Origin of the sequence: Nostoc sp. EspVER01 (assembly GCF_034530635.1) — a bacterium.
Classification (GTDB): domain Bacteria; phylum Cyanobacteriota; class Cyanobacteriia; order Cyanobacteriales; family Nostocaceae; genus Nostoc.
This window is the reverse complement of sequence record NZ_JAVRCS010000005.1, coordinates 215232-241937: the sequence shown is the minus strand read 5'-3', so window position 1 is coordinate 241937 and position 26706 is coordinate 215232. Positions and strand designations below refer to the sequence as shown.

The window sequence follows — 26706 nt, the reverse complement described above, 5'->3', positions numbered from 1 at the left end:
AATTTTGACATCAAATTCACCCTTTCACTTGGTAGCATTGCCATGCTTACTGAGTAAACGACAACTTTTAACTATACAGCATCAAGTAAAATCTATCTATAAACAAATCTGCTGGCTTTGTATTTCTTACAAATATCTCAGACTTGATTATTTATTTAATATTCTAGCCAACGATTACATACCCAAGAGTTGGGCGTTTATATCTTTAAGTTATTACTCAACTTTAAACATAATAGCTCAACTGGCTTTATGCCTCTCCCACAAGGAGAGAGGTTTTCTGCCAGAAGTTTTAAAAATTAAGCTATCCGATATTGAATCTGGATAGCTAAATTTAACTCTCAGATCGAGCAATCAAGACTACTTGACGTTTTCTAGAGCGTCTTCAACTGATTTTTGCAGGGAGAGAAACTTCTCTAGGCGAACAAGCTTGACCGTTTGAGTTACGCGGGCATTTGTAACAATTTGCAAAGTGCCATCGGCAGTTTGAGCCTGCTTGGCTAGCTGCACCAGAGCACCCAAGCCAGAGCTATCAACAAAATCAATTTGTGAGAGATCCAAAATAATGTGCTTAGGACCCTCGTCTATCTTGCTGCCAAGTGTCTTGCGAAATGTCGGCTCGGAAAAAGCATCTAACAAACCTGTGAGGCGGAATAGCTGACAGTTATCCCGGACTTCACGAGTGCCCCTCAGGCTAACGGTTAGATTCAGTGGCTCAGCAATAATTCCCTCCTCATGAGTTAAAGTGAACGCTCAAGTATAGATGGTTTTTGAGCAAGTTGTCTACAATCTGTTGGAATGGGGCATTGGGGATTGAGGATTGGAAAACTCTTCCCTTATTCCCCATTGCCTATTTTTACCTCACCTCTGCCACGGCTTGACGTGCTGTTCGCATGGATTGAACAAATTGCTCAAACAAGTAATCAGCATCGTGTGGGCCAGGACTAGCTTCTGGGTGATACTGTACGGAGAACACAGGTAGAGATTTGTGCCGTACCCCGGCAATGGTGCGATCATTTAAGTTTAGGTGGCTAATTTCCACAACTGCCGTAGGTAAAGAATCTGGGTCAATAGCAAAACTATGGTTTTGGCTAGTAATTTCTACCCGTTGTTGTAAACCGGCAGGCTGATTCAAACCACGATGACCAAATTTGAGTTTATAGGTTTCTGCCCCTAGTGCATGACCTAAAATTTGGTGTCCCATACAAATACCAAAGATGGGTTTTTCACTTAACAGGAGTGCTTTGGCAGTTGCAATCCCTTCAGTGACGGCAGCAGGGTCGCCAGGCCCATTAGAAAGAAACACACCATCTGGATTGTATTTGAGAATTTCTTCTGGTGGTGTATCAGCGGGTACAACAATTACCCGACAACCATAACTTACTAATCGACGTAAGATATTGCGTTTTACGCCAAAGTCAAGGGCAACAACGGTAAAGGCTTCCCCAAGATTTTCCCCAGCCTCAGAGTTAAATTCCCAAGCTGGAATTGTGGGATCAGACCATTCATAAGCCGTTGGGGTGGTGACTTCACGAACCAGATTCAATCCTGCCATATTAGGGGCTGCTAGTACCTGCTCTAGCAATTCCGCTTCATCGAGAATGGTTGTAGAAATGCCACCGTTCATCGCTCCGAACATCCGAATTTTGCGCGTGAGGGCGCGGGTATCGATGCCGTAGATCCCTGGCACATGATTTTGTTTGAGGTAGTCAGGTAAAGTTTGTGTCGATCGCCAGTTACTTGGACGCTGACAAATATTCCGGGCGATCGCACCCCGCACTTGGGGCCCATCTGATTCTTCATCTTCAGGATTGACGCCAGTATTCCCCAATTCAGGATAGGTAAAAATGACAATTTGACCGCGGTAACTAGGGTCAGTCAGGACTTCTTGATAGCCTGTCATGCCAGTGTTGAACACCACTTCTCCGATCGCGGTTCCCGTCGCACCAAAAGACCAACCGCGATAAGTGGTTCCATCTGCTAGGACAAGTAAAGCTGGTATTGAGTCAGTTAGGGGCATAGGTGATAGCATTGGGGATTGAGCATGGGGCATTGGGGAGGCAGTGCGGTCTTCTCCCAAGGGGAGACGCCAAGGGCGATAGGGCAGCGTTAGCGAGTCTGCAAGAAGCGTCTGGGGTCTCCCCAAGTGGAGCAACTGCCGTCATGGGGCATTGGGAAAACTCTGTTTTGTCGTCTATTCCCCATTCCCTATTCCTTAAGACTGCGATTGTTAATTATCCCATAAGTTGAGCAATTGGGAGTTTTTAAGATAGTTAATTAAAATTAAAAGGGAATTAAAGTAGCGGGAGTGGATTTGGCAAAGCTTGGGCAGTTAAAATTAATTATGCTTCAGTCTTTTTTATCCCGTGCAACCCTAATTTTTGTATCAAGCGCTCTAGCGGTTTTGTGTGTTGCCTGTAGTGAAGACAAACAGAACACTGCGATTGTTGGCAATGAGCAACCAACACCAGTTGGGAATCTTGCATCAAGAAAGCCTACCGTTGAACCAGTAAGACCAGCAGCTAGCCCAGAAGCGCAGCCGCTAGATCCGTTTGAAAGCGAACCAAGTCTTTTTGAGATCGGACGAGACAAAGCTGTTGGCGCTTGGAGTATCAGCCAATCGGCTCAATCTCCAGATGATTGGAAATTGGTGGCAAGTCAGTATAAGGAGGCGATCGCGCTGATGCAAAAAGTACGGCGACAAAGCCCAGAATTTGCGATCGCTCAAACCAAAATTAAGGAATATCGTCGCCAGGTTAAATATGCCCAACAGCAAGCTAATCCTCGCCCTGTTGCCGTTAGAGAACCTCAGAAAATAGTCGTTGTTGTTCCTCAGAGAGAAACCACACCAAAGTTCACTCTACCTCCTGTAGAAACAAAGCCGTTATCACCAGAGCCAGGTTTGCCTTCATCAGCAGTGGTGATTCCTGATGAAGCAGTATTTACAGCGCCGATAAAAAGGCGAATTGGTGGCACGCCAATTGTGGTAGTTACTTTCAATGGCCAGCAACAATTTGAGATGATTGTGGATACGGGAGCAAGTGGCACTGTCATCACCCAAGAGATGGCTAATGCTTTGGGAATCGTGACAGTGGGAAAAGCTAAGGCAAATACCGCGAGTTCTAGAGCGGTAGAATTTCCTGTGGGCTATGTTAATTCGATGGCAGTTGGCGGGGTAATAGTGAATAAAATACCAGTTGCGATCGCAGGTGCGGAACTAGATACTGGACTTTTAGGACATGACTTTTTTGGTAATTATGATGTCACCATTAAGCGTAATGTCGTAGAATTTCGCCCGCAATTGCGATCGCAAATCAATCCGCCAGAAACTCAACTAACTCCTCCAACTTCGTCCAAGCAGCCCCACTTTGTAGGATATCCTTAGCGATTTTAATACCTTCGGCGTGATCGAGGAGTGCGATCGTACCCGCTACTTGCAGCGCCAACGATGCATTTAATGCTACTGCGTCCTGTTGTGCCTGAGTTCCCTTACCTTGGAGTACAGCCTTGAGAATCTCCGCATTCTCTTGGACATCTCCACCCCGAAGCATACCGATGGTAGCAGGTGTTAAATCTAAATCTAGGGGATTAATAGTAGTTAACTGCACTTCTCCGTCTGATAACACCGCCAAATCAGTTTCATCTCCTAACCCAGCCTCATCAAGTTTTTCTCGCCCGTGCAGCACAATCGCCTTTTGCTTACCCAAATTCTGTAAAGCTTCGGCAACAGTTGCCAAAAGTTTGGGAGTAAATAAGCCTACCACTTGCCCAGTTGGACGCAAGGGATTTACTAACGGCCCGAGCAAATTAAAAATTGTTCGCACTTTCAAAGTCCGCCGTAATGAGGCAACGGCCTTGAGTGCTGGATGCCAACCAGGAGCAAACAAGAAGGTGATCCCTACTTCTTGTAGTGCGGCTTGTACTTTTTCACTAGAGGCACTTAAGTTTACACCCAAGGCTTCCAATACATCTGCACTTCCTGTGAGACTTGAAGCTGAACGATTGCCGTGTTTGGCGACAGGTACGCCAGATGCAGCCGCAACAAAAGCAACGGCTGTAGAAATATTAAAGGTTGATGACCCATCTCCACCAGTGCCACAGGTATCTATTAGGGGAATTGGGGATTGGGTAGATTCTTTCCCAGTCCCCAGTCCCCAGTCCCCAGTCCCCAATTTTGATTGAGATTGTAATACTTCAGCCATGCCGGTTAACTCGTCGGCAGAAATGCCTCTAAAGTTCAGCGCTGTTAATATAGCCCCTGATAACTCCGGGGGAACCGCTTCACTGAGCCAACCTTGCATCAATTCAGCCGATTGAGTACGAGACAATGATTGTCCATCTATTAATTGTTGCAGCAGGATATACCAGCTAGCAGAGGATTCTTGAGCAGGGATTGGGGAAGTTGTCATAACTAAGATTTGTATGTTGTAGCTATATTGAGAGCTATGGGAGTTATACTACCGGAAAATTGGAAGCTATCAAAGTTAGATTTAAATCTCAAGGCTTAATTGCAAAGCTGGATTCGCAAGGTTTTGATTTGGTGCTTTATTTTCCAAATATAGTTTAACTTCGTAATTAGTAATGAATAACTCTTTCCCTTTAGCCGCACCACTCTGCTTATAGTTATTCATCCCATACTGTAATTCCCACTCGGAAATATTAGCCCATTGAAAATTTTCTCGAATTTGCTGTGAGTTGTCGTAGGTAATTAGCCAGCGATGATGACATTTTTGCAAAAGTTCGGCAAATCTCTGATGTTCAAAAGAAGTGTGCAAGTCACCGTCTTTACCATATAGTTTTGATTTTGTAGCACTAAAATACGGTGGATCTAAAAATAAAAATACATCCTTTTCCTCTGATTTTAATAGATGGCTATAATCTAAATTTGTAATTTGGACATTTTTTGATAAGATGTTTTCTAACTTTTCAAGTCGTTCTATTGAAGAATCAGTAAATCTTTTATGGAAAGCTTCTTGGGAAAAACCACCTGATTCTACAGTTCCAGAAAAAGTAATTCTATTGAGGACGAAAAAACGAACGGCTCTTTCTAAATCAGATAAATTGTTGACATCTACACTAGTCAATTCTGAAAACAATAATTTGCCGTCTGTATACTTTAGTTTAATATGTCGAATTTCTTTAACTAACTGAACTAGATCCGATTGGGCAAGTTTCCAGAATAAGAAGAGTTCGCGGTTTAAATCGTTAATCCAAATTTTGATATCAGGAAACTTTTGTCTTAAATAAATGAATACAGAACCACCACCCACAAAAGGTTCTCGAAATTCCGAAAAGCTCTCTGGTAAATATTCAGATATTTGATTTATTGCTTTCGACTTCCCACCAGGATATCGTAGAGGACTTTTGATCATAACCAAAAATTATAATATAATGTTTAAAAATTACTGGATACTTCTATTTTAAGTTTCTGATTATTTTTAGCTTATGAGAAGTCAGCGCTTCTCTCTTACTAGCACTCTGAGAACCTTTAAGAGAAATATTCTTAAATTCCTCGAACTCTTCTCTGATTTGAATGGAGAACTTCTGCCATATATTCAAATTTTTATTAATATTTGTCTTTGCCATAGTTCAGTATTGGCTATTAAAGCATAGAAATAACGAAGCAAGAGTTAATTTCCTCCTGAATGGTTACAATTTTCTGAAGTAAGCTACCAAGGCTCATTTTATGCACCGTTCTGCACCCTATCAACCTTTGTTGTTGCGAATTCTTCACGGCTTAAGTGGAATTTTAGTTATCGCGGCAATCATTACCGGATTTCTGGTTTACAACACATACGATCGCCGATTTGGTAAAATATCATTTCCTCAAATTGCCGATATTCAAGGCATTCACGGCACTTTTGCATTATGTTTCTTGCTTGTTCTGCCAGCTTTTGCCCTCTATAGCTTTCATTCTGGACAAAAACGCCTAGTTCAATCTGATTCTTTGCGGCAACTAACCCAGGTTGGCAAGCCGATTTGGTGGGTTAGTTTGCAACGTCTGGCAAATACTCTCATGCTCATCGCCGCAATTTTGGCTGTGAACTCTGGCAGGATGATGAAGGAAGAATGGCTTCCAGCAGGGCAGCTAGATCATATTTGGTACTCCCTCCATCTTAGTGGCTGGGTTGTGATGGTTTGCTGTGTGGCAATTCATGTTTTGATGTCTATCAAGGTGGGTGGTGCGCCGTTGTTACTTTCAATGCTTTCATGGAAGTTTCGCCCAGAAGATAGCCCTGCTAAATGGTCTAGTCGTTTTCGTGGTTGGTTGACTAGCTTACAAGCTAACTTTGGTGCGGTAATGAATAATTTTATGCAAAACAATTTTTACCTCAGAATTATTGAGGTGATTGTGCTGGGTGGAATTCTGACAGCGTTTGTCTTACCTATATTTTTTCCTGGTTAGGTAATTGGCTGTTGCTGCCTAGCTTGCCGCCGTAAGTATCGCAAACCTACTAACACAAAACTACGCATACGCAATATATACTCACTAACTAATTTTTGCCTTGATTTTATGTTGCATTCTCTTAAAAATCTGTTACATTACTTTACAGGCAGTGATAACTGTTACAACATAAAAGCTCGGAGTATTATTTATGGCAGACGTTAAGAAGACTACGCCTTCGGTTTCAGAAGATCCTAATGCTTTGCGCTGGGGCTTCACTCCTCAGAGCGAAAATTGGAACGGTCGTTTTGCAATGATTGGTTTTTTATCTGCTGTTGCACTTGAAGTGTTTTCTGGTCAAGGGATTTTACACTTCTGGGGCATCCTTTAAATTTAAACGTTTTTACCTTCATTAGATTATGAGGCAAGGCGGGGATTCGCAAAATCTTCTGCCTTGCCTCGTAATCTCAAGAATTAAAAAAGTTGCTAGCATCTAGCGTGATGAGCGAAATATTACACGCCCTGGAAATTCTTCTTGATTAATTCGCGCATAAACTCGAAGACAAGTTAAGACTTCGCCAGGAATACCACCACAGTCAAGTTGTAAGTCATCCTTAGATGAAGCGCAGACATCCGCATAAAGTCCCGATAATTGGCGAATTCGCACTTCATTACCTGCATTAATAGCCTCATCAGCGACTTTCTTCAGGATGCGGCGTGATTCATGTTGTAGCTTTCCCCACCAAGAATAGCGTTCAGCGGGTGGTACAAATATTAGGGAATGTATAGCCTCGTCCATATCAATCCACGCACGGAGAATTGATAAGGGATCAGTGTTTTTTTCTGCTTTTTGGATGCGTTGGAAGCGATCGCTTAAAGCATCAATATATTGATCGCGCTGTTCTGGTTTGGAGTGTAAGGAAATTACATCAAAACTAAAAACGCTCTTTAAAGCATGATGTAAATCTGGGTCTATTTCAATAAAATTCATATATAAAAATAGAAATGCTGCTGGTAAATCGGATGCACTCCCTTGGGTAACTAGTGGATTTGAAAGTGCTTGTTGATACAAGGTCAATCCCTGTGTTTGAACAGTACCACTAAGTCCGGGGTAGATAACTTCATCGCGGATAAAGGGAAGCTGAAAGAGATTAGAATTATCTGCGATCGCACCAACTTCTTGAGCTAAATCTAAGGTGCGTTGTTGCCAAGATGCAGCTAAGTCCTCTGGGACTCGTAGCAGTTTGCGTTGAATCTCATTCCACAAATCTGAGTCTGTTTGGCTTTGCAGTTGGGAATTACCCAGATAATAACTGAGTTCTGAGTCAGAATTAAAAGCTTCTCGAAGGTGATTTAGTTTTAACTCATCTGGCGGATTTTCCCAACCAGTATTTTGCTGTGGCGGTGCAGGTTGTAAGAGGTTATGAAGTTCTTGCAACACATCATCGCATATTTTAGATCCTGGATCTAGTGGAAATTCAGCGCGAGCCTGATTTAAACTAGCCTCTAGTCCATACAAACTAAACCGCAGTAATCGGGCTAACTCCGAGTTTTCTATCTCTAATAATTGACGCAAGTGCTGCATAAATATCACCTCCAAAGCGAATAAAACTTGGCAAACCTCCGCACACCTTTGCGTTTACTCCGCGCCCCTTTGCGTTTAAAAATCTTCATTTTTTTTCAACGCAGAGGAACGCAAAGGTAAGCGCAGAGGAACGCAGAGGTTTAATGTATGCCGCAAAAGGGATCGCGTTCTTTGTCAACTTCATTAGGTTGCAATTCTAATTCAGCACGGTAAACACATCCTTCTTCTTTCAGGCATTCTTGATTTTGTGATGTCCAGTAAGGGACTTCACCAGCGTGCATCCTTAGAATACCTTGATTGTCGAGAGTTACACGATATTGGCAAGGGTAATCTGTGGTTACATCTGGTTTACTGAGTGCGCCAATTCTTATCCATTTTTTACTATTGGTTTCGGCATCTGTTTGATAGACATAGAAGGTGTGCTGGCCAGTTTGTGGGAATGGAGGTAAGGGATTACTAATTAACCCAATTCCTGGTTGTGTCACACCATCGCGGAGATAGTGAAATTTGTGAAACGTTTTACTACCATCATTTCCGACTTCAAATACAAGATGATAGGCATCTGGTTGATCGACGGTTGCGGACTCAATCACATTGACGGCAATATCACCATCATTTAAGTCTTTATTGAAGCGTTCTACAGCAATATTCCAGTTTAATTTACCATCAGCAAATAGCGCTGAAGTTTCTGAAACTACCGATTCTAAATCAATACCAGAAATATCAATCAAATAATGGGGATTTCCTTGACAAAGCAATACGTTAAATTCGAGGGTTTGGTCAATCTCAAACTGGACTTTTATTTTTTTCAGAAATTCTACTTCTAGCATTTCCAGTTGATTCATGAGGTTTTTGCCGTCAAAGCTTCCCCATAGTCGTAAATCTCCCTCTTCGTAATCTTGACGGTAGATAATATTAGTTAATTGTATACCTTGCCAATGAGTACGAACTTTAGCAACAGTTTCCCAAGGTGCGAGTTGATAGAGTTCTTGTCCAGCTTTGAATATAGTTAGTAAATCGTTGCTTTGGGTTTTGCGTTTGAAGTTGCAGGGCAAATAATAAAATAGGTTTTTAACATCAATTTCTAGCTGGTTGGCTCCCTTACGCAGCAAGCTTTTAGACTCTTCTGGATCGAATCTCAATCTTCGTAGCTTTTCGGCATAGCAAGCCCCGGCGGAGGTGGCTAGCTTAGTAAATTCCAACACAAAGGTAATCCGTTCTGGATTCCAGACAAAATATGGAGATTTACTAAATTCTTGGTAGATTTGGCGCTGCACTATGTCTAAATTACAAGTTTTACCAGACAAAATTAACCAATCAACTTTTTGGGAATTCCAAGAATCTTTGGTAAGATCATCGGGACGTAATCGACTTTCCATTAATCCTTTGGCAATTCCGATCGCTTCTTTAATTCCAGATGCAGCTGCTCGTTCAAATTGTTGGTTATCTAGGGTGACGCAGATGTTATTTGGATCTTTGACTTGCAATTTAACGGCGCTTTGGGTAAGCAATTCGGAAATTTGCTGCTCAGAAAGTGTGAAGGTTAATAGAGAATTCTCTGTTGGTGGCTTTTGCCCAAGTTTAAGTTTAGCTGCTTCTGCATAATCCCAGAGAATATAAAATGATTGTAGGCGTTGAGGTGCTTGTTGCCAACGGGTGGGCAATATTTTCTCGGCAGTATCTAGAGCGTCTTTGTAAGAAATATCCCCTTCAGGATTCTCTCTGTCTAGACATTTGAAAAGACTGCCAGTTTTGAATTTGCCTTGTTCTAAGAAGCGCTCGTTTATCTCAGAGTTAATTAAATCTTCTAACTTTTCGTTTTCTATATTACCTGTTGTTACTGCTGCCAATAAAAAGTCTGCGATCGCAACTTTTAATAATCTAAAAATTCGCAGTGTAATTAACTCACCACCTAGCTGTAAATGGCCGGATGAACCTAATAGTTTGGGAGTAAGTTTATAGTAACGTCCTCCTAAACCCCGGTCTTCATAATCAGCAAAAGCTGGGGTTTTATCTTCTAAAGTCAGTTCAATTAAAGCTAAGTCTGTGGTTCCCCCGCCAATATCCAAGACGAGGACATTTTGTGACCATTTGTTTCCTACTTGGCGACAACGGGTTTTAAATGACTCGATCCCAATGTTGAGATTACCGCCAAATTCTCGCCATAAAAAGAATATTGCTACAGAAACGGCTTCATCATAAGCAGTTTGTACATCATCGATTCCCAACTGCTCAACTAATTCCCTAACTTCCTTGCGAACAACTGGTGGGGCGACTGTTGGGTAGGTGACAACTGCTGTTAAAAAATCTCCTTCCGAAAATCTGCGTCGTGCGTGTTGGCGGTAGTCTTCAGTTAACTCGATTAAATGCGCCCAAGCAGATTGGATTAACTGGTTAGCGGTAATTGTTTCTTCTTCGCCATCCAAAATAACTGAAAACGATCGCTCCTGGCCAAAATAGCGTTTGGGTGAATGGTGAAACCTGCTGATGATTTCCTTTAAAGAACCGCTTGTACCTTGAGCGATCGCTTTTTTTCGGTTATCTCTAGCTTCCCTTCCCATCCGCAGTTTTAGATCCCCTAAGTGCGAAATTTCCGACTCGCTGGGAATTTCCGTATCGCGGCGATCGATATCCAGCACAACTGGGATCAGATTTTGCGATTCTAGGGTAGGGACGCGGAACACCTCATGATAAATTTGGTAAAGTTTTTTGCTGACAGCACGGCGGAATCTCTCGCTGTTCCCTAAAGAAAGTTCAATTTGGCGAATTGCTTCCAAAAATCGCTCTTTATTATCACTTTCAAAAACTTCACTCAATCGGCTGGGTTCTATCTCCAAATTTTTGCTAATCTCTGTGATAAACTTTGCCCAATCATCAGCGCTGACATCCGGTAAAGCTACGGAGGCGGGAGAACTGAGCCAGTGCGATAAGCGATCGCGTAACCGAATTTCTTGTTCCTTGGGTAAAATTTCTGCGATCGGTACTTCAATTGGATCGAAGAGTGTAACTGTGGAATTCGACGTACCAAAATCTAAAGCAAACCATCCTGGAAATCTTTTTTGTTGTTTCTCGCTTGGTTCGCGATCGCTATAGTTATTCAATTGGAAAGGGTTCATTATAGTATTCACTTTCTGTTGTTTATTTTATAGCTGGCTAAAAAGTGTAATGTTCTATCATAAAATTACAAATTTAGAGAATCTTTGGTCTTGTACCATTGATTCTCTTTAGCACTGGCTTTTTTATTTGGCGCGATATCTACGTTGGGCTAAGCTTTTATATAGAAAGGACGTAGGCGTAGCCCAAACTAGACATCGCTATGAAAATTGCAGCAGTTATTAAGTTGATGTTGAAGATTATTGCTCAGTTGCAACTCTTACTTTTTCGACTTGTTCGATAGTTAAATCAAGTAACTGGGCAACCTCTTTTATAGAAATACCATAAGCTAAGAACGGAGGTATAAGTTCAAGTTTTGCTTCTTCTCGTCCTTGTTTTAGTCCTTCTTCTTTAGCTTCTCGATAAACCCTAGTTTCTTGTAACTTAATTTCAAACATCGTCTCTACCTCTTCACTATTTAAGTTTGCAAATTTATAACCAGTAATTGTTGTGATTATTCAGATGCAAGTCTTACTTGTTCTATAGTTAAATTAAGTAATTTGGCAACGTCTTCCATCGACATACCAAGAGCTAATAACTGAGGTACAAGTTCAAGTTTTAGTTCTTCTCGTCCCTCTTCTCGTCCCTCTTCTCGTCCCTCTTCTCGTCCCTCTTGTTTAGCTTCTTGATAAACCCTAGTTTCTTCTAACTTAACTCCTAACATTGCCTCTACCTCTTCACGACTTAAGTTTGCGAATTTATAAACTGCAATTGTTGTGATTACATCTATTATCTCCTTCTTAGCCAAGACAGTTATCTGCTCTTGTTGCACCCGCTCAATTAAACGTTTCGCTTCCTGAACCATTTGAGTCTCTGAGGCAATAGTCAACAGCATCAAACTGATACCTACTTTGTACTCATCAGGACTACCTAACTCATCTAAATAAATTCGTTGTACTTGAGAACTGTTCAGTAACGATCTATGAATAGTGGTGTTTTCCGGTTCCAAGCTGCGAGACTGTAAAATAATTACCCCGTACCAGTCATCGTAAAGCGATGGGTTACGATACATATACAGCATGGATTCGGAGAAAAACCGATGGTACAGTAACTCATCCTTTTGGAATTGTACCTCAGCAAAAAAGATCGTCTGAGATGTTGCATCCGGTGGAGGTAAAAATACCCCATCAATCCGAAATGTTGGTTCTTTAACTTCAACTGATTCAAAGCGATAGCTAGCAGCTTCAGGCGGTGGTTGTTCTACTAACTCAAAAAACAATCCTGGGACACGCTTAAAAATTGTATAAAAAATTGCATCACGTCTCACAAATATATCCTCATATCTCTATGCGATCGCGTCATCTCAAATCCAAATCGTCTGAGGGAGAAACAGCCGCCATTTCAGAAATAATTTGCAACCAAGTAGGAATTTGGATCTCAGATGGCAATTCTCCAGCCGCCAAATATCTTAGCAAAGTTTCTTTTTTGGAAAGGTTTTGCAGACTAGGAATAATTTGATCTAAAATGCCTTCTAGTTCGTAATTAATTTGCTGATTAACTTCACTGACATACTGCACAAGATGGAGGCTGGCACTAGCAGTAATTTCATCTCGCAGTCGCAGTACTAAAAGTTGGTGATTGGTCGATCTGGGCAAGCCTTGGCTTTTCTCTGGTGCCCAATCAAAGATTTGACCAACGTTGTGTTTATCGTCTTGACGTGCTAAGGGAAAGATAATTTCGGGTGCAACGGTTTTGTCTTTACTACTGATTTCAGCGATAATTGCTTCTTTCCATTCGTTAGGATCGCATCCTAGTAATAATTTGTAAAAAAGATCGGCATCTTCAAAACCAAATTTTTCTTCGATTTCTTGTTCCATTTCTGGGTGGAAAAATGCCTGCAATTGTTCGCGTTCTGGGGCTATATAGTTTGATAATTGGTTTAACAAATCTACCACGGCTTGCTGGATGCGATCGCGGGCAAAATCTTCTACTTCTTTAACGGTTTTCTCAAATACTGGATAAAAATCATCACTCTTAGTCGGAAGGGAAGTATTTACGCGGTTTCCCCGATCGAATAATTTCCCAGCTGCACCTTTAGATTCTGCCAGAGCGATCGCTCCATTATTAGCTTTGTTGAAGAGTAGAGTCCACTGGTTCCAATTAAGGATTCTAAAGGTGAGTTCGTCTTTGACCACATCGCTGACAACAACACCGCGTCGGTCTTTAAGTGGTTCTTTGCCGATATCTTTTTGGAAATTTCTGTAGATTTTATCTAAGCTTTCGACCACAAAGCGCAATTCTATAAAAGCCGGACTATCGCCTGTGGGGATACCTTGCTCGTGAATTTCATCTATGATGTCTTTCAAGTGATCTTGTTGCTGACTCACCACATCAGCAGCTCTTTTAGTATCTTCATGCAGTTGCTTCAAACCATGAGTAGCTACGTGGGTTTGAATCAATTCCCGCAGCTTACTAAGTCCGCCATCTTGACTAAAGTAACCCAACTGTCTGCCCAAATAGCTACGGGTATTAGATTCTATCAGCCGTTCACTTAATAGCTCCCATTTCTGTTGTAGCCGTTTAGACCTGTCTAGGTAATCAGGATAGTCTAGGTTAGCTAAAAATTCTGGTGAGCCTGCTTTGACTGTAGTAGAACGCTTTGCCAATTCAGCCAATCCCAACAGTGGCGACAGTAAAACGATGCGGTCTTTTTGGGTTGTAAATGCTGCTGCACCGTCAATCGTAGTTTGCAGAACTTTGAGTTTTTGGAGAACCGTTTCCTCTTCTAAATGGCTATCTTCAATCAGATGGTCAAGTTCTCTTTCGCCACCCTCACTGTCTAGAGGTAGTTGATCGAAACGACCCACACCGACGAGAATTAAATCTTTCAGGTCTTGTCCCGGTCGCTGCTGCTGCATCATGGTGAAGATTTTATTGGCGCGATCGCTTCCGGGAGATTTACCATTTAGCAATACCAAAATTGTCTGTACTTCTGCCAATTCCCGCAGTGACAAGAAGGTATCCCTAGCCCCGGAATTAGCAGCCCCCAATCCGGGAAAATCAATGAGAATAAATTTAGCTGCGTCTGCAAAATCCCAAATTTCCCGTGAGATTTTCACATCGATATCGACGCGGCGGATTAGTGGAAAGCTGTTTTGCAATAACTTTGTTGGTAGCCTCTGGGGTGGACTGGGTAATCTAATGTGCGCTGGCGGTAGATCCTCAAATTTCAGAGTTTGGATTGCCATTGGCTGCTCGACTAGCTGTAGCCCCTCGCGGGCGGTGATAGCATCAATCTGGTAGTGCCCACCACACATAACTTCCCCATAAGCTTGATAAGCCCGCAGGAATAATACCAACTCTCGGAGTAAATAACGCAGTTCTAAATTGTTACTGCTATTCCATGCTTCTTCACACCAGCCAATAATATCTGTGCCAGAGTTGAGTTTCGATACTGGTATCGGAGGAAGCCCCGCTGCTGTTGTTCGTTTATTGGCTTCCCCTAGCATGAAGCGTAGACACTCATGTACGCCTTCGTGAGAAAGATATTCTACCGTAAAGTTACTTAATTGCGTCGTTGTAAAATCGTCTTGCGGAATAATATGTATGGCGGTAACATTACCTGTAGTGGGGTTTTCACTAACTGGCAAAGCATCTGCATATCCAATTAGACTGCCTAAAAGTAAGGTTTTTCCACTACTAAATTCTCCCATCACACCAATTTTGACAGGCGAAGTTGCCAGGTCTACAGTTTTCTGGGCAGCCGATCGCAAACGAAGAAGACAGTCATCAAGACTAGCTGGAACCCAATCTTCTTCTTTAGAAGGGTACTGGGGCACAGAATCTATCTTTCGGAGGATGAATTCGCCGTACTCCTTAAAACGGCCCAGTTTATCTGGTTCCATAAAGTAGTTTCCGCCTAACATTAATTTCTGTGAGCTTTATAACACATAAAATGCGATTACCAGGCATTGTTACAACCAGTTGATATCACATTTAGCATTTCTCTCATTTAATTTGTGATTTTGCTATAGCAATCCTAAATCAAACGCGCAGATATGTTCTCTTTTTCTTAGCATACTTCTTACAAGATACTGTGCGTAACCCTACGAGGAAGCAAGCTATATGTAGTATCTTGTAGAGAGACAGTTCGTCATCACCTAGATTTATCATCACTCAGATAGGATTGCTATATAAAGCATTTTGACTAGTCAAGACTATTTTGAAAAATTGGGTTTTGTTGGGAACAATAAAAAAGAATACATTCATCATTATCTAAAATTACAAATACATAAAGTTGGTTTTTATACAACTAATCAGATAATGACTGCTTAATACAGATGTGACTCTAAAACTCTTTTATACCCCCTGATTTTAAGCAAGATAGATCCATCAGCCAGATTTTAATTCATGCTGAATTCTTCTTGATAAAAAATCAATATTTATTTTGGATAAAATTCTTGATTATTGTGAATTTCTTATAAAGATGTAAATGCCTTACAGAGAATCATATAGTTTCCGTAAAGCTAAATCAGGTTTTTGAGCAATGCACTTACATAGCTAAGATGAATTTATCAGTGATTTTAAAAATAAACAAAGTCAAAGAAGCTTCCTGATATATAGATAGTTTAAATTTCACAAAAAATGCTGAAGTTAATCTTAATGATAACTTCAGCATTTTTTCAATTTATTTACAGTAAAAGAGGAATTGCTGGGCATATAAAAATAAATAAAGTATTAAGATAATTAGCAGGTTGGCATAAACAAGATTATATCCATGTATTAAGAAATCGTATTTTCAGCATATTACCTTAATAATTTAGGCAGAGCAGGCAGGCAAAAGTGTTTTCTAAAAAGGTGCAGAGCTACGTTAAACAAATCATAGTTGAAGAGGAAGAAATACAACAGGATGAAAAAGTATTCTGCCAGCAGGCGGATATTGCTCCTCTGATGATTTGGATGTCTGGATGCAATGCACTTTATTGTTACTTCAATTCTAATTGGCTGAAATTTACTGGAACACATCTCACAAAAGCCGCGTCTGCATCTGCGCTAGAAGAGGAAATAGGCAATATTTGGACTGGCAGCGTCCATCCAGAAGATAGACAGCGATGCGAAGATATATACCTGAGAGCATTTGCGACGTATGATTCCTTCCAGAGGCAATATCGTCTGCGTGGTGCTGATGGCGAATATCGCTGGATTTTAGATACAGCCGCGCCACGATTTGCGGCAGATGGTAGCTTTGTTGGTTACATCGGTTATTGTATCGATTTAACAGGAGTGCCGATAGGGATCAGCCAACCTTCCTTAACAGAAAGCTACTCGCTGTCTACAAATTCTTCTCGTCGCCTACGTAAAATTACAGATAGAGAACGGGCGACAGAATTAGCAAAAGCATTAGAGCAACTGCAAACTGAAATTCGCAAACGCCAAGCAGTTGAAGCGCAGTTACGCCAAAAAACATCAGAATTTGCCGCGATTTTGCAAGTACTTCCTGATTCATACTTTCGTCTCGATGCTGATGGAAGTATTTTGGATTACAAGCCAGGATTGATAGAGAGTCTGTATATTCTACCAGGAGATTGTCAGGGCAAGAGTTTGCGAGAATGCTTACCAACTGCTGTAGGCGATCGCTTCGATCAAGCAATAAATCAAGTATTTGAAACTCAATATGAAGTTAGTTTTGAATATACCTTACCGTTACCGGAAGAAAATAATAATTTTGAAGCTAGATTATTACCATTACCAGACCAGCAAATCATAGTTTTGCTCCGCGACACCAGCGACAACATTCAAGCAGCCTTAATAGAAAGTGATGCCAAGTTCCGCAGCATTGTAGAAAATGCCAACAACGTTATTTTTGCGCTGACACTTGAAGGAATATTTTCCTATGTTTCTCCTAACTGGACTGAGATTTTTGGGCATGAGGTTGCAGAGGTTGAAGGCAAATCTTTTATTCCCTTTATACATCCTGACGATGTGCATATCTGTGCCGACTATTTCCAAAGAATTTTGACAACAGGCAAGAAACAAAAGGCGATTGAATATCGAGTAAAACACAAGAATGGTAGTTGGCGATGGCATACAAGCAACTCATCTGTTATTAGAGACGCCAATGGTAATGTTGTAAACTTCGTTGGTATTTGCTATGACACCACTGACCGTAAAGAAGCAGAAGTAGCTCTAGCAGAACGAGCGCGTTTAGCAAATTTTCGTGCTGATGTAGACGCGGCGTTGACGCAGAGTGACAGCTTACAGAATATGATGCGCCGCTGCACTGACGCCTTAGTTGAACATCTTGATGCAGCCTTTGCTCGCATCTGGACGCTAAACAAACAAGACAACGTATTGGAGTTGCAAGTCAGTTCTGGGATGTACACCCATATCAATGGGCCACATAAATGTGTGCCAGTCGGTCAATTCAAAATTGGTTTGATTGCCGAAGAGGGCAAACCCCACTTAACTAACTCTGTGCAGACAGATCCCCGCGTTGGTAACAAAGAGTGGGCACAGCGAGAGGGTATGATCGCCTTTGCTGGCTATCCCTTGATTGTTGAAGATGAAATTGTAGGGGTGATAGCCATGTTTGCCCGCCAAACAATCACAGAATCAACTTTCACAGCACTGGAATTTGCCGCCCAAGAGATTGCCATTGGCATCAAGCGCAAACAAGCAGAAATTGCACTCAGAGAAAGCGCCCAACGAGAAGCACTCCTCAATCGTCTTTCTAATCAGATTCGAGCTTCTTTGGATCTCAATCACATTGTAGAAACCGCAGTGCAGGAGATTCACAACTTATTCCAGATCGATCGCTGCGCCTTCCTTTGGTATCGTCAAGACGCTGATGTACCATACTGGGAAAGAGTCTATGAGGCAAAAAGTTCTTTTTTACCCTGTATACTTAACCAACAAGAAGCGACTCATGCCGAAATCAAACTAATCGCAGCTAAAACCTTGAACGGAGAAATCATCCGCATTGATGATACTGAGACTGTGGACGATTCTATAGCACAGCAATTTTTGCAGGATTTTGGTTTCACTGCCTTTATGTCGCTACCCGTACATACCCAATCTGGCGAAATTGGTGCATTTAGCTGTGGTTATTGTAGTGGCTTTCGCCCTTGGTTGAACAACGAAGTAGAATTACTACAAGCAGTTACAGTTCAACTAGCGATCGCCATTGACCAAGCTAAACTTTATACCCAAAGTCGCATCACTGCCCAAACTGCCCAAGACAAAGCCCAGCAACTAAAAGCAGCACTGCTAGAACTTCAACAAACTCAAGCGCAACTGATTCAAACTGAAAAAATGTCCAGTTTAGGACAATTGGTTGCAGGCATTGCCCACGAAATCAATAATCCCGTCAATTTCATCTACGGCAATATTAGCCACGCCAATGAATATACTAAGGATTTGCTGCACTTAATAGAACTTTATCAACAGAGTTACTGCCCACCAACACCAGAGATTGATCGACAAATCAATACCATTGATTTAGACTTTCTCCGGCAAGATTTGCCCAAAATCTTGGAGTCTATGAAGATGGGAGCCGAACGCATTCGGCAGATTGTCCTATCTTTACGCAATTTTTCTCGTCTTGATGAAGACGGTACAAAAGCAGTAGATATTCATCAAGGTATGGATAGCACCTTGCTGTTGTTGCAAAATCGCCTAAAAGCCAAACCAGGACATCCCGAAATCCAAGTTATCCGAGACTATGGCAACCTACCACCAGTAGTGTGTCACGCTGGACAAATGAATCAAGTGTTTATGAATCTGTTGACAAATGCGATCGATGTTTTAGAAGAGTCATACCCTGCGGGAAGGCGAAACGCCCATGTCATTAGTCATCTGTCATTAGTAAATAACACTACACAAATGACTTTTCCACAAATTCGCATTCGCACCCTCATCCAAGAAGACCATGTAATCATTAGCGTTGCCGACAATGGCCCAGGCATGACAGAGGAAGTACGCAAACGTTTATTTGACCCCTTCTTCACTACAAAACCTGTGGGTAAAGGCACGGGTATGGGATTATCAATTAGCTATCAAATTGTTGTCCAAAAACACGGTGGGCAAATCCAGTGTATTTCATCGCCAGGAGAAGGTGCTGAGTTTGTTGTGATGATTCCACTAAAGCAGGAACCCTCAACGTAGATACAGCAGTTTGCTTTTTAAGTGAGGTACAAAACGCAAAGCTCACACATCAGATATAAAAATAGGACTTACGCAAAAACCCTCTCAAACTCTCATTTCTCCGTGACCTCTGTGTCCTCTGTGGTAGCCTTCGGCAAGCCGCTTCTCTACTGTAGTATGGGCAATTAGATTGGAAAAACCTTGTAATCGTAGTACTATTTTTGCGTAGGTGTAATCTAACCAAGGCGATGTCTACGACTGTGTTAGATTACGCACTTTACAGAAAATCCCTGAGTACAAATAAAATAGAAGGCTGGGATGATACAACCCCAAAGTCAAAATAGTATCACCTACACACGCGTTATCCACCTAAGTCATGTAATTGACATAGATATTCCCCAATGGTCTGGAGATCCCACAGTAGAATTTGAAACTGTGGTTGAACTAAATAATGATGGCTATTACCTGCGGCGTTTTTCCTTGGGAGAACATAGTGCTACCCATATCAATGCTCCTAACAGTTTTCATAGTTCTGCTTTGGGAATTGACCAATACCCAGCCCAGTCTTTGGTTGTACCAGCGGTGGTCATAAATATTTGCCAAGCTACAGCAGTTAATTCTGATTATGCCCTGACTATTGCTGATGTTTTGGCTTGGGAAGCAGAATACGGTGAAATTTCTCCTGGCTGCGTAGTTTTACTGAATACTGGTTGGCAAAAAAAGTGGTTTGATAAGAGTGCATTCCTCAATCATGATGCTCAAGGGATTCCCCACTTTCCCGGATTTGGCAGCGATGCAACTCAATTTTTACTTGATAAACGGCACATTGCTGGAGTAGGAATTGATACGCATGGTGTAGACCCAGGACAGGATAACAGTTTTACGATTAACCGCCTAGTTTTAGAACAACCGCGCATTGTGTTAGAGAATCTGACAAATTTGGATCAACTGCCACCTAAAGGTACTACTCTAGCGATCGCACCTCTAAGATTACGTGGTGGTTCTGGTTCTCCTGTGGGAGTATTGGCCTTCGTGCCTTAATTTTTATATCGATATTTGCTTATCGCGCCAATTTCCTAAACTTGAGGATAACCTAGAAAGCAAGCAAACTTAATACACAAGTTTCAGTGGATCATCGGAGATTTTCAAAATGACAACTCCGCTATCTTGCCGCAATTATATAGATGGCCAATGGTTGAGTGCTGGAGAAGAAGCAACCCTAGAAAGTCGCAACCCTGCCGACAAAACCGAAGTCGTGGCAACATTTCCCCGTTCGCAAGTGAAGGATGTAGATACAGCAGTAGCCGCCGCCCGTAAAGCCTACCGCAGTTGGCGCAAAGTCCCAGCCCCAGCGAGGGCAGAATATATCTTTCGCGTTGGGGAAATATTACTCCAGCATAAAGAAGAACTTGCCCAATTAATTAGTCGGGAAATGGGTAAACCCTTGACAGAAGCTAGGGGAGATGTCCAAGAAGGTATTGACTGCGCCTTTTACAGTGCTGGCGAAGGACGGCGATTATTTGGGCAAACGACACCCTCGGAAATGTCCAATAAATTTGCCATGACTGTGCGGATGCCCATAGGAGTCTGTGCCTTAATTACTCCCTGGAATTTCCCTGTGGCAATTCCTTGCTGGAAAGCTATGCCAGCCTTGGTATGTGGTAATACAGTCATCCTCAAACCTGCCGAAGATACTTCCGCCTGTGCAACTAAATTGATTGAAATTTTTCAACAAGCAGGTTTACCACCAGGAGTAATTAACTTGGTGCATGGTGTGGGAGAAGAGGCGGGGAAAGCTTTAGTTGAGCATCCCAATGTAGATTTGGTATCGTTTACCGGTTCTTCAGAAACGGGTGCTTTTGTCGGTGCGACTTGCGGACGCACTCACAAACGTGTTTGTTTGGAAATGGGTGGTAAAAATGCTCAAGTGGTAATGGAAGATGCAGATTTAGAACTTGCTCTCGATGGTGCAGTGTGGGGAGCATTTGGAACAACTGGGCAACGGTGTACGGCTACCAGTCGGCTGATTTTGCATCGTGATATCAAAGAAAAGTTTACTGCGATGCTTTATGAGCGTACCAGTAAATTACGCTTGGGTACTGGCACTGACTCTGATACAGATATTGGCCCGATAGTCAATGAAAAACAACTCCAACAGGTGAGCAAGTACTTAGATATCGCCCGTGAGGAAGGAGCAAAGGTTTTAATTGGTGGAGAAATTGCTAGTGAAGGCTCATTAAAAAACGGTTACTTCTTTCAACCAACTATTTTGGATAATGTAACTCCTGATATGCGAGTTGCTCGTGAAGAGATATTTGGGCCTGTGGTGGCATTAATTGAGGTTAATTCTTTTGAGGATGCGATCGCAATTCTCAACGATAGCAATTATGGTCTTTCTTCTTCAGTTTACACCCGCGATATCAATCGGGCTTTTACTGCCATGCGTGACATTGAAGCAGGTATCACCTATATTAACGGCCCGACTATTGGCGCAGAGGTACACTTGCCCTTTGGTGGTGTGAAACAAACCGGTAACGGACACCGCGAAGCTGGAACTACTGCAATGGATGTTTTCACAGAATGGAAAAGCGTCTATGTTGACTTCTCTGGAAGTTTGCAACGCGCTCAGATAGATAACCGCAGTTAATTATCTGCAAATACACCTCAGATAACTAACTACCTCTGGCTGTGCGAAAGTTTAAGCCAGGGGTATTTTATAAGACTCCTTGCAAAAGTCGGGGTAATATCATGTCCGCTTGATTGCTTATTAAACCCGAAGAACCCCACCCCCAACCTCCCCGCCTGCGGGGAGGTTGGGGGTGGAGTTATTTTATTATGGGTAATTTGGCGGACATGATATAAAGGGTAAAGAAACTCAAAATCCTTTCCCTTTACCCTTTACCCTTTACCCTGAGAGTGCAAAAATATATTTTTGCAAGAGACTCCATGAGCTGCGCTCACAAGGAACAATGAAAATAATCTGGTAATGATTTTGCGTTGTTTCAGCCTCTATTTTCAAGGCAGGTCTATAGTAAATTTGGGTCAATTCCTCGTTGTTGTAATTTGGCTAAAAGTTCTTGAAGCTGCTGCTGAGTTTGTTCTAGCTGTTGTTGCTGTTGTGCGTTTATTTCTTCTGGAGTTTGGTATCTGTTACCATCTTGGTCATACCAAAATAGCCATTCTCGTGTTCTTCCTTGATAAGTAGCCTGTTCTCGTCCAATCCCTAAACCAATTTCTGGCATCCAAATTTGATCGCCGAGTTGTAAAATATACTTACCTTCAACTAAGCGATAAACTTCTAAACGTTGACGCTTACGACGTAGCCGCGTTGGTGCATAAATGGCATAGTATAAGATGCCTAATTGAGCATAGTCTATTTTCTTTTGTTCATATTCGCCATTATAGGTTTGAGAAACCACTTCTAAAGCTAAAATGGGCGCAATTCCTTCTTCTTCCCAGAAAACGTAACTAGAACGTCCGTTTTCTCCAACAAAACGTTCAACACCTAAACTCAAAAACCCATCGGGGACTATAGCAGGTTGTAATGGTGTATAGTAAATTCCCATATTGATACCGAAAAACCAGTCATCACGGGTTTGCCAAATCGAGGCTAAGATGGCTAACAATAAATTAGGAATTAATATTTGTAGTTCGTTATCCACAGGGGTATCATCAGAATCTCGTAATTCCGCCGATGAAGGTAGGCAGTCTAAGGGATTGTAATTATACATAATACTTGGTGATTGACAGTTATCAGTTAACAGTCATCAGTTAACGGTTAACCATTTTGATGAAAGCAATGCTTTTCGATATAGTTTAACCGCCTGTGTTTGATTAGTTTCACAACTCATTTGTTCCCATTGATTTAAGGGTAACTCAGGTTGCACATAATTCACCTTCTCAAACCTCGGCGTGGTTGTGGTGATGACTGCCGAGAAAATAAGGAAACCTACTCTACTATGCTCAAAATATGTGAGCGTGAAGAAGAAGGCTGGTTAGATGATGGCGAAATTAAAAGATTTCCTCGTCATGACCTTTATATTATTAATAAGCTTTGGGTTCAATATAGCGAAGGCAAATTTGGTTTTAGCGTCCAACAACGTATTTGGCAAGCGAAGAAAGATTGTAAGCGCTTTGCTTATAAAGTTGGATGGGTAGCAAGTCTTGCCAATAATGAATGGGTTAAATATGAAGAATATACTTTCAGCTTAGACGCACCTAAAGGACACTTTCCATCTATATCTCGGTTAGTAGGATTAGATTCTACAAACCTTAGTGGGGTTCAGCATCGAGTAAAGGTTTTTTTGTCACGATACTAGTCAGATAGGGCAATATTGTTATGACTGTGAACTTTGTTACCCAATCTCAAAATCCCCCAATTTCTTGGGGGATTTAGACCATACTCCCAATCTTTTAAAACGTAAAAGTAGTCCGAAGTACACCTACAGTCGTAGTGTCATTGTTGCTGTTACCTTCTGGGTTAAAGAGAACAAACGCACCAGGGGTAATGCTGATATTATCGGTAACTTGAAGGCGGTAATAGGCTTCTAAATGGTAAGGAGTCGCCCGATTGTCGCCTGTGGGTGTAAGTTGAGCAGAACCACCAGTATCACTACGGAAAAGCGGCTGACCAAAAAGAATCCCGGCAGTGTTTCCTGACTTGAATAAATCTCTGAAGTGAACTCCCGCCATCCAACTTGTAAATGTGGTGGAAGCATCCACGCTATTTGAAGCAGCATCAACAAATATTGCTGCACCGTAGCCAGATAAGGCTATTTTGGGAGACAATCGCCATGTTAGCGTACCGCCAACAGAGTTGAGTGTGAGCGGTGTTCCAGTTGCAACCCCTGCTAAAGCACCGATATCACTACTAACTAATCCTGTAGCCAAAATATTGATTTCGTGATAACTATGGGCATAGTTTAAACCAATATCCAGAGCAGAACTCGGTTTGAAGGTTAACTGTGTGGCAATAATACTACTACCACTAAATAAACCTGCTCCCAAAGGTGTAGTAGAAACTCCTGGTACTGCCTCAGCCGCAGATTTTTCGGGTAAATTAGCATTTACACTGCCGTATAAAGCTCTTAAATCCAAATTTGGTGAAATGTTAAAAATAAATCCCGCTGCCGATGCTAAACCAGTACCCGAAGTCCCACCAGAAACCCGTAGCACAGGATTCAAGTTGCCAAAACGAGAAATTGACTCTTGTCCTTCACCATAAAAAGGCGTAATTACTGGGAAAGCATCTGATGTTTCTGCCGCAGTTCCCGCAAACAAGGTTAATTTATTAGCGACGGGAAAGACATACAGCAATTTATAAAGCTGAACACTGTTTGCGCCAACACTCGACAAAGTATTGACATTTAACCCCGGAAATTGCGGCTCAAAACTGGTACGAGCGCTACTTGCACTTAAAAGTGGCGAAGCTAATCCTAAACTTTGTTGTAAGCTACCCTGTCCATCGGCTCCACCCAAAAAGTTATAGGCTTGCAATCCAGTAATTAATGAATCTTTACCAGTAAAGCTAGTAGTAAGATTTAACCGCACTCTATTGACTAGGATGATGTTCGGGTCACTATCATTAGGAGCGCCACCGCTAGCACCAACACCAGCAATAATTACCTCACCATTGAGTTTAGTAGTCGTAGAAAACTGATTTGCTTCTATTTCTGCTGTGCGAGCTTCTACAGCATCTACTCGACCTCGCAATGTTGCCAATTCTGCCGCAAATTGTTCTTGCAGTTTCTGTAACGTGGCTAAATCTTCTTTTTTGACCAAATCACCAGTTGCAGTGGCAATTAGTTCGTTAATTCGCTCTAAACAAGCATTTAAGCCAGCAGCAAATTCGTAGCGAGTCATCGCTCGATTACCGCGATAGGTTTGATTGGGATAACCTGCGATACAACCATAGCGCTCGACTAAAGATTGGAGTGCCTGAAAAGCCCAATCATTCGGCTGTACATCAGACAATTGGGATACGGATGTTACTTGTGCAAGTTTGTATGAGTTTGGAGATGAACTTGCAGGTTGTGGTATGATTGGCTGCCACAAATTAACAGCAGAATCTACTTCTATATCTTGAATTTTTTGCTGTTCCTTGAGTAAGGATAAGTTTTTTTGGCTCTCATTAGCTATCAGCAGTTTATTGGAGAGATTATTTGTTAAATCGCTTTGATGAGAATCATTTTTTTGATAGCTGCTGTCATCTTGATTAACAGCTACGTTTTTATCTGCAATTTTTAAACTAGGAAGGGCTTGCACAGGTGATAACCCGACAATTAAACATAAGAATCCCATCCCACTAGCAGAAGCTAGTAGATATTTTGTCATCATAACTCCCAACACCTATAAAATAGTGAAAAAATTGATTGCGATTTTAAAATTGATTGATAAGTAAATTTAAAGTAGATTTAGCAAGAGAGTCTTGTTAACTTTAAATTTTGGATATCAGGATTTTTTCCGAGTTGACTTATCAAAACATCAGCTTATATCGCAAGTATTAAATTATAGTAAATACTATTTTTGGAGAGAATTAACAATACATCATATTGATAGTTTTTATAATTACGATAGTAATCCTAAATGGTTTTTGAGCAATGGATTACGTAAAATGCTTGATTCATAAGCCTTCTGAATTTTCTCTGTTCAAATATAAATGCGATTGCTATATTGGCAAAATAATAATTTACATAAGTCTGATTTTGTGATAGTGAATATAGGTATTGAGCCGAAATTTTCGGCTCAATACCTAACAAAGAATAATTTACTCAAAAAAAATTAAGAGACTGCGATCGCTGCTCAATTTGGGTGTAGGCTAAGATTCGGCAAGAAAACAGCATATTGTAGTCCACGATTTTTCTGATTGAGATATTTCAAGTATTCAATCCCACCAATAGGCAACAACCACCGCATCACAATCCTGGTGAACATCCTCACCCCATAACGCCCCTTCCAATCTAGTTCTCAGTCGCCGCTTAAGCCGCAAACCGTAATCTTCATTCGTGCCATCACTTACCTCTACTGAATCAGCTCGCCACTTTTTGCCCAAGTCTAAAAGCTCAGACACTTTTGTATCTTGGTTCTCTGTCAAGATGTATAACGTATCAGCTGGATAAGCAATGAAATGGATGATGCTGGTTTCAGGCATGGGACGATAGTTTGCCATTGCAAGCAGGGTATCGACCATACCACCAAAGCTTAAGCCGTTTTCATCTGGTGCAAAGATTGGTTTTGTGAACAGAAAGCTTGACCATAAATTTCTGTGGTTGGAAAGGTCAGTAATTACCTCTTCGCCATCAAACTCATTAAAACGACGCTGCCAAACCAAGCCAGCGAAGAGTTCTTGAGGAGAATAGGATTCCGCAATCGATTGGATTTTGCCCAAATCAAGCATCATATTGACGGTAAGTAATATTTTTAACAAAACATTTGTAACTACCCTTGCAGTTTATTTACCCAGTGCCTGCTATTCTTATAGTTACTTCGGTCTGTCATAGCAGAT

General features: G+C 41.6%; 19 protein-coding genes. 7 read left to right on the top strand and 12 right to left on the bottom strand.

Annotation, left to right across the window (positions count from 1 at the left end; translation table 11 throughout):
• Positions 1-357: 357 nt before the first annotated feature.
• Both RMX69_RS06930 and carA read right to left on the bottom strand, forming a co-directional pair.
• Entirely contained in the window at positions 358-723 is a 366-nt protein-coding gene (locus RMX69_RS06930; protein ID WP_084227153.1) for an STAS domain-containing protein, read from the bottom strand.
• 130 nt (positions 724-853) lie between these two features.
• Complete coding sequence (carA, locus tag RMX69_RS06925; RefSeq protein WP_322637003.1) at positions 854-2017, bottom strand: glutamine-hydrolyzing carbamoyl-phosphate synthase small subunit; 1164 nt, start codon at positions 2015-2017, stop codon at positions 854-856.
• A gap of 324 nt (positions 2018-2341) precedes the next feature.
• On the opposite strand from carA, the gene RMX69_RS06920 reads away from it, so the two are divergent.
• Positions 2342-3382: a retropepsin-like aspartic protease gene (locus RMX69_RS06920; RefSeq protein WP_322636985.1), complete on the top strand. Its 1041-nt coding sequence runs from the start codon at positions 2342-2344 to the stop codon at positions 3380-3382.
• On the opposite strand, the gene trpD is transcribed toward RMX69_RS06920, so the two are convergent.
• Together trpD and RMX69_RS06910 are read right to left on the bottom strand one after the other, a co-directional pair.
• Positions 3312-4406: an anthranilate phosphoribosyltransferase gene (trpD, locus tag RMX69_RS06915; protein WP_322636984.1), complete on the bottom strand. Its 1095-nt coding sequence runs from the start codon at positions 4404-4406 to the stop codon at positions 3312-3314. The two genes, RMX69_RS06920 and trpD, sit on opposite strands and share 71 nt — an antisense overlap.
• 81 nt (positions 4407-4487) lie before the next feature.
• Positions 4488-5369, bottom strand: a complete 882-nt coding sequence (locus RMX69_RS06910; RefSeq protein WP_289798433.1) for a DNA adenine methylase — start codon at positions 5367-5369, stop codon at positions 4488-4490.
• A 314-nt stretch (positions 5370-5683) separates the two neighbouring features.
• Between RMX69_RS06910 and RMX69_RS06905 the strand changes: the two genes are divergently transcribed.
• Both RMX69_RS06905 and RMX69_RS06900 read left to right on the top strand, forming a co-directional pair.
• Complete coding sequence (locus tag RMX69_RS06905) at positions 5684-6403, top strand: cytochrome b/b6 domain-containing protein (RefSeq protein WP_289798434.1); 720 nt, start codon at positions 5684-5686, stop codon at positions 6401-6403.
• 190 nt (positions 6404-6593) lie between these two features.
• Complete coding sequence (locus tag RMX69_RS06900; protein ID WP_069071239.1) at positions 6594-6773, top strand: high light inducible protein; 180 nt, start codon at positions 6594-6596, stop codon at positions 6771-6773.
• Between the two features lie 102 nt (positions 6774-6875).
• Here RMX69_RS06900 and RMX69_RS06895 read toward each other — a convergent pair whose 3' ends face one another.
• The 5 genes from RMX69_RS06895 to RMX69_RS06875 form a co-directional block, all read right to left on the bottom strand.
• Positions 6876-7967 carry a hypothetical protein gene (locus tag RMX69_RS06895; protein ID WP_322636983.1) on the bottom strand — a complete coding sequence of 364 codons (1092 nt, stop codon included), beginning with the start codon at positions 7965-7967 and terminating at the stop codon, positions 6876-6878.
• 140 nt (positions 7968-8107) lie between these two features.
• Entirely contained in the window at positions 8108-11083 is a 2976-nt protein-coding gene (locus RMX69_RS06890; RefSeq protein WP_322636982.1) for a molecular chaperone, read from the bottom strand.
• 237 nt (positions 11084-11320) lie between these two features.
• Positions 11321-11518 carry an aspartate aminotransferase gene (locus tag RMX69_RS06885; RefSeq protein ID WP_322636981.1) on the bottom strand — a complete coding sequence of 66 codons (198 nt, stop codon included), beginning with the start codon at positions 11516-11518 and terminating at the stop codon, positions 11321-11323.
• A 56-nt stretch (positions 11519-11574) separates the two neighbouring features.
• Positions 11575-12387: an Rpn family recombination-promoting nuclease/putative transposase gene (locus RMX69_RS06880; protein ID WP_322636980.1), complete on the bottom strand. Its 813-nt coding sequence runs from the start codon at positions 12385-12387 to the stop codon at positions 11575-11577.
• Between the two features lie 31 nt (positions 12388-12418).
• Positions 12419-14965 (bottom strand): proteasome protein, encoded by a 2547-nt coding sequence (locus RMX69_RS06875; protein WP_322636979.1) that lies wholly within the window; start codon positions 14963-14965, stop codon positions 12419-12421.
• Positions 14966-15902: 937 nt separating this feature from the next.
• Between RMX69_RS06875 and RMX69_RS06870 the strand changes: the two genes are divergently transcribed.
• The 3 genes from RMX69_RS06870 (at position 15903) to RMX69_RS06860 (ending at position 21849) form a co-directional block, all read left to right on the top strand.
• The gene (locus tag RMX69_RS06870; RefSeq protein WP_322636978.1) at positions 15903-19223 is read left to right on the top strand and encodes a PAS domain-containing protein; all 3321 of its coding nucleotides are present in this window, start codon (positions 15903-15905) and stop codon (positions 19221-19223) included.
• A gap of 297 nt (positions 19224-19520) precedes the next feature.
• Complete coding sequence (locus RMX69_RS06865; protein WP_289798441.1) at positions 19521-20243, top strand: cyclase family protein; 723 nt, start codon at positions 19521-19523, stop codon at positions 20241-20243.
• A 109-nt stretch (positions 20244-20352) separates the two neighbouring features.
• The gene (locus tag RMX69_RS06860) at positions 20353-21849 is read left to right on the top strand and encodes an aldehyde dehydrogenase family protein (RefSeq protein WP_322636977.1); all 1497 of its coding nucleotides are present in this window, start codon (positions 20353-20355) and stop codon (positions 21847-21849) included.
• Positions 21850-22228: 379 nt separating this feature from the next.
• On the opposite strand, the gene RMX69_RS06855 is transcribed toward RMX69_RS06860, so the two are convergent.
• Positions 22229-22933: a Uma2 family endonuclease gene (locus tag RMX69_RS06855; protein ID WP_289798443.1), complete on the bottom strand. Its 705-nt coding sequence runs from the start codon at positions 22931-22933 to the stop codon at positions 22229-22231.
• A gap of 150 nt (positions 22934-23083) precedes the next feature.
• Here RMX69_RS06855 and RMX69_RS06850 point away from each other — a divergent pair, with 150 nt between their 5' ends.
• Positions 23084-23521, top strand: a complete 438-nt coding sequence (locus tag RMX69_RS06850) for a GUN4 domain-containing protein (RefSeq protein WP_322636976.1) — start codon at positions 23084-23086, stop codon at positions 23519-23521.
• Positions 23522-23615: 94 nt separating this feature from the next.
• On the opposite strand, the gene RMX69_RS06845 is transcribed toward RMX69_RS06850, so the two are convergent.
• Complete coding sequence (locus RMX69_RS06845; RefSeq protein WP_322637002.1) at positions 23616-25535, bottom strand: iron uptake porin; 1920 nt, start codon at positions 25533-25535, stop codon at positions 23616-23618.
• A 550-nt stretch (positions 25536-26085) separates the two neighbouring features.
• Positions 26086-26628 (bottom strand): hypothetical protein, encoded by a 543-nt coding sequence (locus RMX69_RS06840; RefSeq protein WP_322636975.1) that lies wholly within the window; start codon positions 26626-26628, stop codon positions 26086-26088.
• Positions 26629-26706: the final 78 nt, after the last annotated feature.

Excerpts from the sequence above, each read along its gene's own strand:
- RMX69_RS06890 (WP_322636982.1), bottom strand. The coding sequence starts at position 11,083 with ATGAACCCTTTCCAATTGAATAACTATAGCGATCGCGAACCAAGCGAG.
- RMX69_RS06910 (WP_289798433.1), bottom strand. The coding sequence starts at position 5,369 with ATGATCAAAAGTCCTCTACGATATCCTGGTGGGAAGTCGAAAGCAATA.
- RMX69_RS06855 (WP_289798443.1), bottom strand. The coding sequence starts at position 22,933 with ATGTATAATTACAATCCCTTAGACTGCCTACCTTCATCGGCGGAATTA.
- RMX69_RS06920 (WP_322636985.1), top strand. The coding sequence starts at position 2,342 with ATGCTTCAGTCTTTTTTATCCCGTGCAACCCTAATTTTTGTATCAAGC.
- RMX69_RS06875 (WP_322636979.1), bottom strand. The coding sequence starts at position 14,965 with ATGGAACCAGATAAACTGGGCCGTTTTAAGGAGTACGGCGAATTCATC.
- RMX69_RS06905 (WP_289798434.1), top strand. The coding sequence starts at position 5,684 with ATGCACCGTTCTGCACCCTATCAACCTTTGTTGTTGCGAATTCTTCAC.
- RMX69_RS06865 (WP_289798441.1), top strand. The coding sequence starts at position 19,521 with ATGATACAACCCCAAAGTCAAAATAGTATCACCTACACACGCGTTATC.
- RMX69_RS06895 (WP_322636983.1), bottom strand. The coding sequence starts at position 7,967 with ATGCAGCACTTGCGTCAATTATTAGAGATAGAAAACTCGGAGTTAGCC.
- RMX69_RS06845 (WP_322637002.1), bottom strand. The coding sequence starts at position 25,535 with ATGACAAAATATCTACTAGCTTCTGCTAGTGGGATGGGATTCTTATGT.
- carA (WP_322637003.1), bottom strand. The coding sequence starts at position 2,017 with ATGCCCCTAACTGACTCAATACCAGCTTTACTTGTCCTAGCAGATGGA.
- RMX69_RS06860 (WP_322636977.1), top strand. The coding sequence starts at position 20,353 with ATGACAACTCCGCTATCTTGCCGCAATTATATAGATGGCCAATGGTTG.
- RMX69_RS06885 (WP_322636981.1), bottom strand. The coding sequence starts at position 11,518 with ATGTTTGAAATTAAGTTACAAGAAACTAGGGTTTATCGAGAAGCTAAA.
- trpD (WP_322636984.1), bottom strand. The coding sequence starts at position 4,406 with ATGACAACTTCCCCAATCCCTGCTCAAGAATCCTCTGCTAGCTGGTAT.
- RMX69_RS06900 (WP_069071239.1), top strand. The coding sequence starts at position 6,594 with ATGGCAGACGTTAAGAAGACTACGCCTTCGGTTTCAGAAGATCCTAAT.